Below are 13843 nucleotides of genomic sequence, written 5' to 3'. Positions count from 1 at the left end.
GCCTCAGCCGTCGGTCGCCACCAATTCGTAGCGCACACCCAGCGATTGAAGCGCCTCCTGCTCCTCCTGCGGAAGATCCTGGTCGGAGATGACGAGATCGAAGTCGGCCAGCGGGGCCAGTTCGTACAGCGCCTGGCGGCTGAACTTGGAGTGGTCCACCAGCAGCACCTTGCGCCGGGCCGCCGCCATCAGAGCCCGCTTGACCAGCACGTTCTCCTGCGCCTGGTGATAGCAGTGGCCGTTGTCGACGGCTGAGGTGGACAGGAAGGCGACATCGGCGCGGAAGCTGCGCGCGATGTCGGCGGTGGACATGCCGAGGAAGGCGTTGAACGCGGCGTGGTACTCGCCGCCCAGCGCGATCACCCGGATGTCGGGCTCGTCGGCCAGCTCGTTGATCACCTGCAGGGAGTTGGTGATCACGGTGTACGCGCCCCGGCCGGAGAGCGAACGGGCCAGCGGAAGCGCCGTGCTGGAGTCGTCGATGATCACCGCCTGGCCGGGCTCCGCGATGGCCAGCGCTGCCGCGCAGATCGCCTCCTTCGCGGCGACGTGCTCGCTGCCGCGCCAGCGCGCGTTGGACTCGAACAGGGCGTTGGGCGCCGCGGTGGCGCCGCCGCGCACCTTCCGGAGCCAGCCCTGGTGCTCCAGGCTGTCCAGATCGCGGTGGACGGTCATCTGGCTGACGCCCAGCTCCCTGACCAGGTCCTCGATGCTGACCTGGCCCTCCGCCAGCACCCGGTCCGCGATCCGTTTCCGGCGGTCCTTGGGGCCGAGCTTGGCCGGGGACGTGGCGTCGTCGGCCGGGGGCACGGCGTCAGGAGTCCCCTCGGCAGTGCCGTCGGCTGTCCCTTCGGTACCGGTCAACGCTGGTCCTCTTCCGGTTGGCGGTCATCGACGTCCTCACGGCCCGGCCGGCCGCACCGGGGCCTCCACGGAGTTTAGAGCCTGTACGGGCGCCGTCCCCCGGCTCGTACACGGCCTCGTGCCGGGCCGTACGGCGCCCCGCCCGGCCGTGCCGCGCCTCACTTCGCGTCCGCGTAGCACTCCACCACCGCCGTGCTGAACGGGAAGCGGACCGGGGTGGGCCCGAAGGCGATGCGGCCCGCCAGATCGGCCGCCGCCGCGATGGCCTCGGCGACCGCGGGCGCTTCCTCCTCGGGACAGTGCACGATCACCTCGTCGTGCTGGAAGAAGACCAGCTCAGCGCGCATGCCGGCCTCGTGCAGCGACCGGCGGAGCGCGGCCAGCACCAGCAGCGCCCAGTCGGCCGCGCTGCCCTGCACGACGAAGTTGCGGGTGAAGCGGCCGCGGGCCCGGTCGCCGGCCGTGCTGCCGTACGAGGCCGGAGCCTCCTCCTGCGGCAGGCCCGCCTCGTCGGGCAGGGCCACCGAGGCGGGCGTGCACGTACGGCCGAGCCAGGTGCGCACCAGGCGGCCCTCCTCGCCCGCCCGCGCCGCGTCGTCCACGTACGCCACCGCTGCCGGATAGCGGCGCCGCAGATCCGCCATGTGTTTGAGCGCGTCGCCCGAGGTCTGGCCGTAGATCGCGCCGAGCAGCGCCAGCTTGGCCTGCGCGCGGTCCCCGCCGAAGGCACGGGCCGCCAGGTCGGCGTACAGGTCGCGGCCGCTGCCCGCCACCTCCATCAGCCCGGGGTCCCGGGAGACGGCGGCCAGCACCCGCGGCTCCATCTGGTCGGCGTCCGCGACCACCAGCCGCCAGCCGGGGTCGGCGACCACGGCCCGCCGGATCACCTTGGGGATCTGGAGCGCGCCGCCGCCGTTGGTGGCCCAGCGCCCGGAGACCGTGCCGCCGGGGAGGTACTCCGGGCGGAACCGGCCCTCGTGCACCCACTGCTGGAGCCACGACCAGCCGTGCGCCGTGTGCACGCGGTAGAGCCGCTTGTACTCCAGGATCGGGGCGACGGCCGGATGGTCGAGGGCGAGCAGCGCCCACTTGCGGGTGGAGGTCAGCTTGATGCCGGCCTGCCCGAAGGCCCGGATGATGTCGGCGGGCAGGTCGGGGCGGACCCGTACGCCCTCCCCGAAGGCCCGGGACACCTCGTCCGCCAGCTCGGCCAGCCGCTGGGGCTCCAGGCCGCCCGGATAGCGCTCGCCGAGCAGCTCGTCCAGCAGCGCGCGGTGCACGTCCGCGCGCCAGGGCACCCCCGCCCGCCACATCTCGGCGGCGACCAGCATCCCGGCCGACTCCGACGCCAGCAGCAGCCGCACCCGCTCCGGCCGCTCGGTCTTCTCCGTACGCGCCAGCTGTCCCGCGTACACCTCCAGCAGCGCCGAGAACTCGTCCGTGCCCGGCGGCAGCGGCACCGGGCCCGCCTCGAAGAGCGAGGGCTGCGTGTCCGCGCTCCGCACGGGCGGGTCCTCGGGCACCGGCAGGCCGCGCAGCCGCGCCCAGGCCGCCGCGAGCGACCGCGGCTGGCCCGACTGGCCCTCCTCGTGCCCGATGAGCAGCGCCTCGGCGGCCTCGACGTCGTAACAGCGCTCGACCCGCACCCCCGCCGCCAGCAGCTTCCGGTACGACTCCGCCGTGGACCGCCACACCCAGCGCTCCACCTCGGGCCGCGCCCGCACCGCCGTCACCAGGTCCGGCTCCTCGGCCACCGGCCCGGCCGGCCGCCCCGCCCCGTCCACCGCGCACAGCCGCACACCCCCGCTCCCGGAAGCACCCACCACCCACCGCATACGCCCGAGTTTCGCACCGGGGTCCGACAATCCCCTTCGGCGACGGCTCCCGCCGCCCGCCCGGCCCTCAGATCACCCGGACGGACACCGGGCGGTCGACGCCCGTGCACCGCGCCAGGTGCGCCGCCTCGGCCGCCAGGCCCTCGTCCGGCACCGGCCCCCGCTCCGCCGCGTGATCCTTGAAGAGGGCGACGTCCACGGCGGTGTCGGAGAAGGCCCAGACGCCCGCGACCCGCCCGCCGTGCACGACGACGGGGGAGATCCACCCGGCCGTACGGCTGACCTCCTTGCGGTACTGGGCCGGGACGAGCCGGGGGTCGGCCGTGCCGGGCCCGAGGACGTACTGATCGAAGCCGGCCAGCAGCCGCACCTCGCGGGAGGGCCGCGCGGCCGCCAGCGCGTCGGCGTCCTCGCTGCGCACGTACGCGCCGGGCACCCCGTCCACCTCGACCGGCGTGAGCGCGTCGCCGAGCGCCGCGAACCAGCCCCGCAGCACCGCCTTACGGGTCGCGCCGCGCAGCAGCCACGCGTCGAAGGCCGCCGGCGTGGCCGGGCCGTGCGCCCCCAGATACGCGGCGAGCACCGTGCCCGACGCCTCCTCCGGGTCCGGCACACCGGCCCAGTCCGGCACCCAGGACCGCGGCGCGGTGAAGGTCACGTTCCGCCCCCGGGGCAGGCCCTGGCACAGCCGGCCGGTCCACGCCAGCGGCTTGAGCACCGCGCTCCATCCCGAAGAGAGCTGCTCGCCGAGCCCGGACAGGCCCTTGCGGGAGCAGACGGCCGCCACCAGCTCCTCGCGGGTCAGCTGCCGACCCTCCAGCTCCTCGTCGACCGCCTCGCCCAGCGCCGCCACTTGCCGCGGGCTCACCCCGAACGCCTTCTGCCAGGCCGGCTTCTCCCACGTGCGGGCGGCGCCGAGCAGCGAGAGGTACGCACCGAGCACCGGGGCGGGCAGCAGGTGCAGCGTCCCCCGCATGGCCCAGGTCCTGACCACCGAACGGTCCGCGAGCGCGGCGTCCACGGCGCCGGCGGCGGGCCGGCGGCGGCGGACGGCGACGGCCAGCTCGGCGGACGAGGCGACCTGGGCCTGCACACCGGCCAGCCGCCCGGCGAGCCCGGCGACGGACGCGGCGCCGCGGGGGACGAGGCTCTGCTGCCGCAGCCGCCAGGCCAGCACCTGGTCGTGGGAGACCTTGAGCGTCGGTGTCATGGCTCCATTGGACCGCAGGCCCCTGACAATCGCCCGGTACGCAATTCACCCCGGTGGCATAGGTGTTCGTGACGGTCTGCGTCTGTGCCGGGGCCGTGGACGGCGGGACCATACGAGGCGAGCACAACGGGACCGGCCGTCTATGAGGGAGCCGCCGCATGACCAGTACCGAGCAGACCGTCACTCACCGTCTCGTGGGCTCCGGCCCGCGCCACGTCATCGTGCTGCACGACTGGTTCGACACCTGTGCGGCCTGGGGCACGGCACTGGAGTACCTCGACGGCGACGCCTTCACGTACGCGCTGCTCGACTACCGCGGGTACGGCGAGCGCAGGGACGTGCCCGGCCGCTACGACCTGGGGGAGATCGCCGACGACGTGCTCGCCCTCGCGGACCAGCTCGGCTGGGACCGCTTCGCGCTGGTCGGGCACTCGATGGGCGGGAAGGCGATCCAGCAGGTGCTGGTCCGCGCGCCCGGCCGGGTGACCCGCCTGCTCGGCCTCGCCCCCGTGCCCGCCGGGCCGTACCCGATGGACGAGCCGACGCGGGCCCTCTTCTACGGAGCGTCCGAGGACCCCGAGAAGCGCCGTACGATCCTCGACCTCGTGACCGGCCACCGTACGGGCCGGGTGTGGCAGCAGCGGATGATCAGCAACTCGATGGCGGCCTCCCGCACGGAGGCGCACGCCCGCTACCTCGCCAGCTGGCACACGCTGGACCTCTCGGAGGCGGTGCGCGGCAACCCCGTCCCCGTGCGCGTCGTGGTCGGGGAGCACGATCTCGCCCTGACCGCCGACGTCATGCGGGCCACGTGGCAGGTCTGGTATCCGAACGCCGAGGTGATCACCCTGCCGGCCGCGGGCCACTACCCGATGCACGAGACGCCGGTGATGCTGGCGTCGGTCATGGAGGAGTTCCTCTGGACCTTCTGACGGCCCATCCGACGCCCCCCAGGGTCAGGGCCGGGCGGTGCGGGCCGTCACTCCCGGCCGGCGTCGACGGTCGCCCGGGCGCGCTCGGGGCTCGCGGTCCCGTCCGCCTCGGACTTCATGGCCTTGGTCTCGGACTTCAGGATGCGCATCGACTTGCCGAGGCCGCGGGCCATGTCGGGCAGCTTCTTCGAGCCGAAGAGCAGGACGAGGACCGCGAGGATCAGCACCAGGTGCCAGGGCTCGAGGGCATTGCGGAACATGGGGGCTCGCTCTCGTAGGGGTGCGTTCCCGTGGGGTGCGCAGCCGCGCGCCCGTACGCGCGGTACGGAATAGGACGTTCCGCTCAGTATGCCCCGTACAAGGGTACGAAAGGGAAACCGGGGCCGAGGGGCGCGTGAACGCGGCCCCCGGCCCCGGTGCCGCCGGGTGGTCTACCAGCTGGACTTCGTCACGCCCGGCAGGTGGCCGGCGTGCGCCTGTCCGCGCAGGTTGACGCGGGAAAGGCCGAAGGCGCGGAGGTAGCCGCGCGGCCGGCCGTCGATGCTGTCCCGGTTGCGGACCCGGGTGGCGCTGGCGTCGCGCGGCTGGCGGGCCAGTTCGCGCTGGGCACTGAGGCGCTCCTCGTCCGCCGTCTTCGGGTCGCGGATGATCGCCTTCAGGGCGGCGCGGCGGGCCGCGTACCGGGCGACGACGACGCGGCGCTTCTCGTTCTTCGCGATCTTGCTCTTCTTGGCCATGTCAGACGCGCTCCCCTCGGGCACGGATGCGGGCGACGGCGGCTTCGACGCCGATGGTGTCGACGGTCTTGATCGCCCTGGTGCTCAGCCGCAGGCGTACGTAGCGGTTCTCGCTCGGCAGCCAGTAGCGCTTGCGCTGGATGTTGGGGTCGAAGCGGCGGGACGTACGCCGGTGCGAGTGGGAGATCGAGTTGCCGAAGGCCGGCGCGCGGCCGGTCAGCTGGCAGTGGGCGGACAAGTGAGCTACCTCCTACTGAGTGCTTAATGAAAATGACTTTCGTTTCTGTATAGTAGCCCGTATGGCCCGCAACGAACTACGTCCCGTGATCAAGCTCCGGTCCACCGCCGGCACGGGCTACACGTACGTCACCCGCAAGAACCGCCGTAACAACCCCGACCGGCTGGTGCTGAAGAAGTACGACCCGGTCGCCGGGCGGCACGTCGACTTCCGAGAGGAGCGCTGAGCAGCGTCATGAAGCCTGGAATCCACCCCGCGTACGGGCCCGTCGTCTTCCGCGACCGGGCCGCCGACTTCGCCTTCCTCACCCGGTCGACCGCCACCAGCGACAAGACGGTCGAGTGGGAGGACGGCAACACCTACCCGGTGATCGACGTGGAGATCTCGTCGGCGAGCCACCCCTTCTACACGGGGACGGCGCGCGTACTGGACACCGCGGGCCGTGTGGAGCGCTTCGAGCGCCGGTACGGCACGCGGACACCCGGCGGCCGGCGCACGGCCGGCGACGAGCGCGGGGACCGCTGATGGACCGCGACCGGCTCTCCGTGGTGATCGTCGGCGGGCTGCACGCGGAAGCCCGCCGGGCCGCCGTCGAGCAGCTGCTGCGCAAGGTCCCCGGCAGCGTCGCGCTCCACCACGACCTCGCCACCGCCGCCGACGGCCGCGTGCGGCGCACCGTGCGGGACGTCACCGGTCTGCTGGACAGCGGCGAGGCGCCGCTGGTCAACGACTGCGCGTGCTGCGCGCTGCGCGAGGACCTGGTGCCCGAGCTGGAGCGGCTGGCGGACGGCCGGACCTGCCGGCTGGCCGTCGTGGAGCTGTGGGACTCCGTCGAGCCCAAGGCGATGGCCGAGGTGCTCGACGCGTGCGGCAGTGACGCGCTCGCGCTGACCGGCGTCATGACGGCCGTCGACCCGGCGCTGCTGCTGCCGTACCTCGGGTGCGGCGACGACCTCGCCGAGGCGGGGCTGGCGGCCGCCGCCTCCGACCAGCGGACCGTAGCGGACACCTGGGCGCGTCAGCTGGAGTACCCGTCGGCGCTGGTCCTCGCGCCCGGCGAGGAGCCGGGCGACGAGTCGGACCACGCGCTGCTGACGCAGCTGCATCCCACGGCGCTGCGCATCCCGGTGGAGTCGCCGGAGCTGGTGGCCGCGGCGACGGCGGGCTTCGACGTGGCGGCCGCCGCCGCACGCCAGCACCCGGCCTGTGCGCTGCTGCCGCAGGAGGCCGAGGACGAGGACGTCTCGACCCTGGTCTGGCACCGCGCGCGGCCGTTCCACCCCGGCCGGCTGCACGCCGCGCTGGAGGACCTGTGCTGTGCCGCCGCGCGCAGCCGGGGCCGTTTCTGGCTGGCCGACCGGCCGGACACGCTGCTGTCCTGGGACGCGGCGGGCGGTGCGCTCTGCGTGGAGAACACCGGGCCCTGGCTGGCCTCGCTGCCGGACGCCGCCTGGGAGATGGTGCCGCCGGTGCGCCGGGCCGCCGCCGCGCTGGACTGGGACCCCGAGCACGGGGACCGGGCGCAGCACCTGGTCTTCACCTCGCCCGGCCTGGACCGGGAGGGGCTGACGGCGCTGCTGGAGTCCTGCCTGCTCACCGACGAGGAGTACGCGCGGGGGCGGGAGCACTGGCGGCGGCTGTCCACCGCGTTCGACGCGCTCCTCGACCCGGTGCCGTAGGGCGCGTCCGTCAACCGCAATACGCGTGCGTCATGCAACTACATCAATTCTCAGTCGTCTTTTGACCGTACGAGTTCGTAAGGAAATGTCTGCCATGCCCCGTCGCCCCGATCCGCGCAAGAAGAGCGCGCCGCGTCCCAACCCGCTCGACGCGGCCGGGATCACGTACGTCGACTACAAGGACACCGACCTGCTGCGGAAGTTTCTTTCCGATCGCGGAAAGATCCGCAGCCGCCGCATCACCAGGGTTTCTGCACAGCAGCAGCGGCAGATCGCCGCGGCGATCAAGAACGCCCGGGAGATGGCGCTGCTGCCGTACGCCTCGCGCTGACCGTACTCCGCCGGGCATGGGGGAGGGGGCGGCGGGGAAGGCGTCCGGCGGACACGAACGGGCTCGACGAGCTGTGACGGGCTGGCCACCCGCTGTCGTGCACGTGCATCTGCGCGAGCATCGGCATATGAACAGAGTTATGATCCCGGGCAGTTGACACCATTTCTCACCGGGAGAGACCTGTGCCCCACGCGTACAACGGCATGGCCGCATCGGATCTCGTCGGAGTGGTGTGGCAGAAGAGCCGGCACAGCAACTCCAACGGTACGTGCGTGGAGTTCGCGAAGTTGCCGGAGGGTGATGTGGCCGTGCGCAATTCCCGTTTCCCCGACGGGCCCGCGCTGGTCTACACGCCGGCCGAGATCGAGGCGATGCTGCTCGGCATCAAGGATGGTGAATTCGATCACCTCATGCGGGACTGACCGCAGTCGTCCCGAGAGGCGGGTTACCGGCCCGTACGAGGCCGATTGCGGGGTCGCGCGGGAGGGGTTTCCGCCGCGGGAATGACCGCTGCGCCTGCATGCCATATATGCACGTGCATATATCTGTGCGAATGGCGCCGGGAGTTGCTCAGCTCGCCTGGGAGGCCGGCGCCTGAGCCGGTATCTGAGGCAGCTGGAAGAGCGCCCAGACGACCTTGCCGTGCGCGGCGTCCTCCAGCCGGTGCCAGCCCCAGCTGTCGCTGAAGGAGTCCACCAGATAGAGCCCGCGCCCGGATTCGGCGGAGAAATCCGCCTCGCCCTCGACCGGAGAGGCGTCACTGCTGTCCCGTACGGCGCAGACCAGCCGACCGGCCCAGCGGATCAGGTGCAGCATGGGGGGAGCCGCGTCGGCCGCCCGGTAAGCCTCTTCGTACGCCGCGCCTTCCACCAATTCGCCCGGTTCCGGTGCCGCGTGCCGCAGCGCGTTGGTGACCAGCTCGGAAACGACCAGCGCGACGCTGTCGAAAAGCTCGTCCATGTTCCAGCGCTGGAGCGTTTCCCTGGTGAACTGGCGCGCGCCGCGCACTGATTCGTACTGCGGTCGCAGGGTCCAGGTGACGGCGCCCGATATGGCTGCGGGGTCGACTGGCGGAAGCCCCTGCCATAACGGCGCGAGCATGGTCGAAACCTTGGTCCCCATGCGAGGCACTCCTGGCGTTCGCGGACGTCACGATCCAGACGGGTGTGCCCAGATCTCGCGGGTCTTTCACGAGCGTGCATGTGTGCGAGGTCCATGGTTCCGAATGCGTACGGCAGATGCAAGGGCAGATGCACGTGCAGACGTCCACTTTGTGTACGGCCGTAGGCATTGCGGCGTAATTCTTCCTACGCCCTCTTGTCCAGCTCTTTACCGGCGGTGCCAGAAGGGGCTCATATCCGTAACCGGTTGAGCACGCAACGGAGCCCGGACGTGGCAGACTGCCGCTCACTGTTGGACGGGGTGGGCCACGGGAGGGTCTGAGTTGTGACCGCAAGTGAGTCGAGCGGATCTGTGGTGCGGCGCATCCTGCTGGGGTCGCAGCTGCGGAGGCTGCGAGAGTCCCGCGGGATAACACGTGAGGCTGCCGGCTACTCGATCCGCGCTTCGGAATCGAAGATCAGCCGCATGGAGCTGGGTCGCGTGAGCTTCAAGGCGCGGGACGTGGCGGACCTGCTCACCCTCTACGGCGTCGGTGACGAGGCCGAGCGTGACTCCCTCCTCGGGCTGGCCCGTGAGGCCAATGTGGCGGGGTGGTGGCACAGTTTCGGCGATGTGCTGCCCGGCTGGTTCCAGACATATGTGGGGCTGGAAGGGGCCGCGTCCCACATCCGCACCTATGAAGTGCAGTTCGTGCACGGTCTTCTGCAGACGGAGGGCTACGCCCATGCCGTCGTCAGCCGCGGCATGCCCGACGCCGCCGGCTCCGAGATCGACCGCCGGGTCGCGCTGCGCCAGGAACGGCAGAAGCTCCTCATAGCCGAGCGGGCGCCGCAGTTCGACTGCGTGCTGGACGAGGCGGCGCTGCGCCGCCCCTACGGGGACCGCACCGTCATGCGCGGCCAGCTCCAGCATCTGATCGACATATCCGAGCGTCCGAACGTGCGGCTCCAGGTCGTGCCGTTCAATTTCGGCGGGCACGCGGGCGAGAGCGGTGCCTTCACGATGCTGCGTTTCCCGGAGTCCGATCTCTCCGACATCGTCTATCTGGAACAGCTCACCAGCGCGCTGTATCTGGACAAGGCCGAGGAGGTCGGGCAGTACGAGCGGGTGATGAGCAGCCTGCAGGAGGAGAGCCTCGATCCCTCCCGCACCCGGGATCTTCTTCGCGGTCTGCTCCAATTGACGTGACTCGTCAGTAGAATGACGTCGGATCAGCCACCCCACAGGCGCCCGCACAGAGTAGGAACGACCATGTCCTTCTTCTCCGACCTGGCCTACCAGTACATCGACGGTGAGTGGCGGGTCGGCAGCGGCTCGTGGGACATCATCGATTTCAATCCGTACGACCAGGAAAAGCTGGCGTCGGTCACCGTCGCGGGCGTGGACCAGGTCGACGAGGCCTACCGGGCGGCCGAACGCGCACAGCGCGACTGGGCGCGGACCAATCCCTACAGCCGCCGGCTGATATTCGAGAACGCGCTGCGCATCGTCCAGGAGCGCGAGGACGAGATCATCGAGGCGATCGTCGTCGAGCTCGGCGGTACGCGCGTCAAAGCGGCCTACGAAGTGCGCACGGCGCAGGAGTTCCTGCGCGAGTCGGTGCAGCTCGCGCTCCGCCCCGAGGGCCGCATCGTGCCGTCCCCCGTGGAGGGCAAGGAGAACCGCGTCTACCGGCTCCCCGTCGGCGTCATCGGCGTGATCAGCCCCTACAACTTCCCGTTCCTGGTCACCCTGAAGTCGGTGGCGCCCGCGCTGGCGCTGGGCAACGCCGTCGTCGTCAAGCCCAACCAGAACACCCCGGTGGTCGGCGGCGGCCTGATCGCCAAGATCTTCGAGGACGCCGGGCTGCCGGCCGGTCTGCTGAACGTCCTGATCACCGACATCGCCGAGATCGGCGACGCGCTCATAGAGCACCCGGTGCCGCGCGTCATCTCCTTCACCGGCTCGGACAAGGTCGGCCGCCACGTCGCCGCCGTCACCGCGGGCCACTTCAAGCGGGCCGTCCTCGAACTGAGCGGCAACAGCGCGCTGATCGTGCTGGACGACGCGGACATCGACTACGCCGTGGACGCCGCTGTCTTCAGCCGCTTCGTGTACCAGGGCCAGGTCTGTATGGCGGCCAACCGCGTCCTCGTGGACCGCAAGGTCGAGCAGGAGTTCACCGAGAAGTTCGTGGCCAAGGTCAAGAAGCTGCGGACCGGCGACCCGCGCGATCCGGACACCCACATCGGTCCGCTCATCAACAGCTTTCAGGCGGAGGCGCTGACCGCGCTGGTGGAGCGGGCGGTCGCCGAGGGCGCCACGCCCCTCGTGCGCGGCCGTACGCAGGGCAACCTGGTCGAGCCGACGGTGCTCGCCGGACTGCCCGCCGACTCCGTGCTGTACACGCAGGAGATCTTCGGGCCCGTGGTGCTGCTCCGCTCCTTCGAGGGCGAGGACGAGGCGGTACGCCTGGCCAACGACTCCCCGTACGGGCTGAGCGGCGCCGTGCACACGGGCAACGTGGAGCGCGGCGCACGAGTGGCGCGGCAGATCGAGACCGGCATGATCCACATCAACGACAGCACGGTCCACGACGAGCCGCTGATCGCCTTCGGCGGCGAGAAGGCGTCCGGCGTCGGCCGGCTCAACGGGGAGTCGACGGTGGAGGCCTTCACCACGCAGAAGTGGGTGTCGATCCAGCACGAGCGGACGGTTTTCCCGTTCTGAGGACGTACCGGGAACGTGCCGAGCCCTTGCGGACAGAAGGTGTCCGCAAGGGCTCGTAGCTTCTGCGGTGCCGGCGGGATTCCCCGCCGGCGCCCGAAGCGACGAAAGGCGGCTGCCATGCCCACTCACGTACGTGCCGAGGCCCGCGGCGACGAGCGCGGCGCGCTCCTGCAGTTCCTGGCGGCCCAGCGCGGCGGGCTGCGCCGCGCGCTGCTCGGGCTGACCGACGAGGCGGCCGCGAGCCGTCCCAGCGCCAGCGAGCTGTCCCTGTCCGGGCTGCTCAAGCACGTCGCGGAGACCGAGCTGAACTGGCTGGACATGGCCGAGCGGCGCCCGTCCACCATCGAGCGGGACGAGACCACCTGGCACCTCGGCTTCCGGCTGGCGGAGGACGAGACGGTCGCCGGGATGCTCGCCTTCTACGACCGGGTGGCAGCGGAGACCGAGGAGTTCATCCGCTCGGTGCCGAGCCTGGACGACACCTTCCCGCTGCCCGAGGCGCCGTGGTTCCCGCCGCAGGCCGAGCAGTCCATGCGCTGGCTGGTGCTGCACCTCATCGAGGAGACGGCCCGGCACGCGGGCCATGCCGACATCATCCGCGAGTCCCTGGACGGCAGGACCGCCTTCGGCCTGGTGGACGAGGAGCGGGCGCTGCGCGAGAAGGAGGGGCAGCAGGGGGCGGGCGCCGCCGGGCAGTAGCGTGCTCCCGGAAGGTCACGTCCGGGGACGAGGAGAGCGCGGAGCGATGTCGGCGATCCGGCTGCTGGTACTGGGAGCCGTGCGGCAGCACGGCCGGACCCACGGCTACCAGGTGCGGAACGACCTGGAGTACTGGGGCGCCCACGAGTGGTCCCACGCCAAGCCCGGCTCGATCTACCACGCACTGAAGCAGATGGCGAAGCAGGGCCTGCTCCACGCGCACGAGACGGCGCCGAGCACGGCCGGCGGCCCGCCGCGCACGGAGTACGAGCTGACGGACGCCGGTGAGGCGGAGTACTTCGCGCTGCTGCGGGCCGCGCTCTCCCAGCACGACCAGAAGCTGGACGTGCTGAGCGCCGGCATCGGCTTCATGGTCGACCTGCCCCGCGCGGAGGCGGCGGCCCTGCTGACGGAGCGGGTCCGGGACCTGGAGGCCTGGCGCGCCGAGGTCACCGGGCACTATGTGCCCGAGGACGGCCCGGAGCAGCTCGGCCACATCGGCGAGATCATGAACATGTGGGTGCACGCCGCGGACACCGGGGCGGCCTGGGCCCGCTCCCTGATCGCCCGTATCGAAGGCGGCGCGTACGTGTTCGCGGGCGAGGGCGAGCCGTTCGTCGGCGTCCTCCCCGAGGGCACGGAGAACCCCTTCGCGGACAAACCGCCCTTCCCCGGGGGCGGCCCGCCCGCTTCCTAGCCGTCGGCCGTACGGGTCAGCCCGTACCGGCCATCGAGAGCTTCGCGGCGAACCCCAGGAACGCCGCACCGGCGCCCGCGGTCAGCCCCGCGGTCAGGCGCCGGCGCTTGCGGAAGGTCGCCGCCAGGTACGTACCGCTGAAGATCAGGATCGACAGGTACGTGAGGCTGAACGCCTGTGCCCATGCGCCGAGCGCCAGGAAGGACAGCGTCTGGTGCGCGTAGTGCGGGTCGACGAACTGCACGAAGAAGGAGATGAAGAAGAGGATCGCCTTCGGGTTGAGCAGGCTGACCACGAAGGCGCGGCGGTACGGCCGCTCGTTCTCCTCCTTGGGGCGCGCGGCGGAGCCCTCCTCCGTGGCCTTGCGGGCCTCCCGGCCGCGCCAGAGCGCCACCGCGCCGCGCAGCATCCCGAAGGCCAGCCACGTCAGATAGCCCGCGCCCGCGAACTTCACGATCCCGAAGGCCAGCGGGCTGGCCTTCAGCAGCGACGCCACACCGCCCGCCGACAGCGTCATCAGCACCGTGTCCCCGCACAGCACACCCGCGGCCGCGCGGTAGGCCACCTTCGGGCCTCGCCGCGCCGCCACCGAGACGACGTACAGCGAGTTCGGCCCCGGCAGCAGGATGATCAGCGCCAGTCCGGCGAGATACGTAGGAAGATCCGTTATCCCCAGCATGAGGCGAAGGATGCCATTGGTTGTATCCGCCCTCCACTTTCTTCCGGCATGCGGACTTGCACCTCACGCGACGTGAGGGCCCATCGTGAGGCGCGTACCGGGAAGGGAGCG

General features: G+C 71.5%; 18 protein-coding genes. 10 read left to right on the top strand and 8 right to left on the bottom strand.

Annotated elements, in window-relative coordinates; translation table 11 throughout:
* Positions 1 to 3: 3 nt before the first annotated feature.
* From ACZ6WH_RS19775 to ACZ6WH_RS19765, 3 genes are all read right to left on the bottom strand, one after another.
* Positions 4 to 864, bottom strand: coding sequence for a DeoR/GlpR family DNA-binding transcription regulator (locus ACZ6WH_RS19775; RefSeq protein ID WP_469729704.1), 861 nt, complete (start codon positions 862 to 864; stop codon positions 4 to 6).
* Positions 865 to 1022: 158 nt separating this feature from the next.
* Entirely contained in the window at positions 1023 to 2699 is a 1677-nt protein-coding gene (locus tag ACZ6WH_RS19770) for a bifunctional 3'-5' exonuclease/DNA polymerase (protein ID WP_469729703.1), read from the bottom strand.
* Between the two features lie 67 nt (positions 2700 to 2766).
* Complete coding sequence (locus ACZ6WH_RS19765) at positions 2767 to 3909, bottom strand: winged helix DNA-binding domain-containing protein (RefSeq protein ID WP_469729702.1); 1143 nt, start codon at positions 3907 to 3909, stop codon at positions 2767 to 2769.
* Positions 3910 to 4067: 158 nt separating this feature from the next.
* Here ACZ6WH_RS19765 and ACZ6WH_RS19760 point away from each other — a divergent pair, with 158 nt between their 5' ends.
* On the top strand, positions 4068 to 4841 hold the full coding sequence (locus ACZ6WH_RS19760) for an alpha/beta fold hydrolase (RefSeq protein ID WP_469729701.1): 774 nt from the start codon (positions 4068 to 4070) through the stop codon (positions 4839 to 4841).
* 47 nt (positions 4842 to 4888) lie between these two features.
* On the opposite strand, the gene tatA is transcribed toward ACZ6WH_RS19760, so the two are convergent.
* The 3 genes from tatA to rpmB form a co-directional block, all read right to left on the bottom strand.
* Positions 4889 to 5101, bottom strand: a complete 213-nt coding sequence (gene tatA, locus ACZ6WH_RS19755) for a Sec-independent protein translocase subunit TatA (RefSeq protein WP_399714895.1) — start codon at positions 5099 to 5101, stop codon at positions 4889 to 4891.
* 171 nt (positions 5102 to 5272) lie between these two features.
* Positions 5273 to 5578, bottom strand: a complete 306-nt coding sequence (rpsN, locus tag ACZ6WH_RS19750) for a 30S ribosomal protein S14 (RefSeq protein ID WP_361552668.1) — start codon at positions 5576 to 5578, stop codon at positions 5273 to 5275.
* Between the two features lies 1 nt (position 5579).
* Positions 5580 to 5816: a 50S ribosomal protein L28 gene (gene rpmB / locus ACZ6WH_RS19745; protein WP_469729700.1), complete on the bottom strand. Its 237-nt coding sequence runs from the start codon at positions 5814 to 5816 to the stop codon at positions 5580 to 5582.
* A 61-nt stretch (positions 5817 to 5877) separates the two neighbouring features.
* On the opposite strand from rpmB, the gene rpmG reads away from it, so the two are divergent.
* From rpmG to ACZ6WH_RS19720, 5 genes are all read left to right on the top strand, one after another.
* Positions 5878 to 6042, top strand: coding sequence for a 50S ribosomal protein L33 (gene rpmG, locus ACZ6WH_RS19740; protein WP_030260286.1), 165 nt, complete (start codon positions 5878 to 5880; stop codon positions 6040 to 6042).
* 8 nt (positions 6043 to 6050) lie between these two features.
* Positions 6051 to 6341, top strand: coding sequence for a type B 50S ribosomal protein L31 (locus tag ACZ6WH_RS19735; RefSeq protein WP_432857454.1), 291 nt, complete (start codon positions 6051 to 6053; stop codon positions 6339 to 6341).
* Positions 6341 to 7495 carry a GTP-binding protein gene (locus ACZ6WH_RS19730; RefSeq protein WP_469729699.1) on the top strand — a complete coding sequence of 385 codons (1155 nt, stop codon included), beginning with the start codon at positions 6341 to 6343 and terminating at the stop codon, positions 7493 to 7495. The genes ACZ6WH_RS19735 and ACZ6WH_RS19730 overlap by 1 nt, the downstream gene beginning before the upstream one ends.
* A 94-nt stretch (positions 7496 to 7589) precedes the next feature.
* Positions 7590 to 7826, top strand: a complete 237-nt coding sequence (gene rpsR / locus ACZ6WH_RS19725; protein ID WP_031058550.1) for a 30S ribosomal protein S18 — start codon at positions 7590 to 7592, stop codon at positions 7824 to 7826.
* A gap of 182 nt (positions 7827 to 8008) precedes the next feature.
* Positions 8009 to 8248, top strand: coding sequence for a DUF397 domain-containing protein (locus tag ACZ6WH_RS19720; RefSeq protein ID WP_399714909.1), 240 nt, complete (start codon positions 8009 to 8011; stop codon positions 8246 to 8248).
* A gap of 148 nt (positions 8249 to 8396) precedes the next feature.
* Here ACZ6WH_RS19720 and ACZ6WH_RS19715 read toward each other — a convergent pair whose 3' ends face one another.
* Complete coding sequence (locus ACZ6WH_RS19715; protein WP_469729698.1) at positions 8397 to 8948, bottom strand: ATP-binding protein; 552 nt, start codon at positions 8946 to 8948, stop codon at positions 8397 to 8399.
* 324 nt (positions 8949 to 9272) lie between these two features.
* Between ACZ6WH_RS19715 and ACZ6WH_RS19710 the strand changes: the two genes are divergently transcribed.
* The 4 genes from ACZ6WH_RS19710 to ACZ6WH_RS19695 all read left to right on the top strand — a co-directional run bounded on the left by ACZ6WH_RS19710 (position 9273) and on the right by ACZ6WH_RS19695 (position 13053).
* On the top strand, positions 9273 to 10136 hold the full coding sequence (locus ACZ6WH_RS19710) for a helix-turn-helix domain-containing protein (protein WP_432857460.1): 864 nt from the start codon (positions 9273 to 9275) through the stop codon (positions 10134 to 10136).
* A 63-nt stretch (positions 10137 to 10199) separates the two neighbouring features.
* The gene (locus tag ACZ6WH_RS19705) at positions 10200 to 11657 is read left to right on the top strand and encodes an aldehyde dehydrogenase family protein (protein WP_469729697.1); all 1458 of its coding nucleotides are present in this window, start codon (positions 10200 to 10202) and stop codon (positions 11655 to 11657) included.
* A 117-nt stretch (positions 11658 to 11774) separates the two neighbouring features.
* Positions 11775 to 12356, top strand: a complete 582-nt coding sequence (locus ACZ6WH_RS19700) for a DinB family protein (protein WP_469729696.1) — start codon at positions 11775 to 11777, stop codon at positions 12354 to 12356.
* Between the two features lie 46 nt (positions 12357 to 12402).
* Positions 12403 to 13053, top strand: coding sequence for a PadR family transcriptional regulator (locus ACZ6WH_RS19695; RefSeq protein ID WP_469729695.1), 651 nt, complete (start codon positions 12403 to 12405; stop codon positions 13051 to 13053).
* Between the two features lie 16 nt (positions 13054 to 13069).
* On the opposite strand, the gene leuE is transcribed toward ACZ6WH_RS19695, so the two are convergent.
* Positions 13070 to 13732 carry a leucine efflux protein LeuE gene (leuE, locus tag ACZ6WH_RS19690; RefSeq protein WP_432857466.1) on the bottom strand — a complete coding sequence of 221 codons (663 nt, stop codon included), beginning with the start codon at positions 13730 to 13732 and terminating at the stop codon, positions 13070 to 13072.
* Positions 13733 to 13843 lie beyond the last annotated feature (111 nt).

The sequence above is a fragment of the Streptomyces sp. NPDC050806 genome, from assembly GCF_055586425.1.
This window is presented reverse-complemented; position numbering and strand designations above follow the sequence as displayed.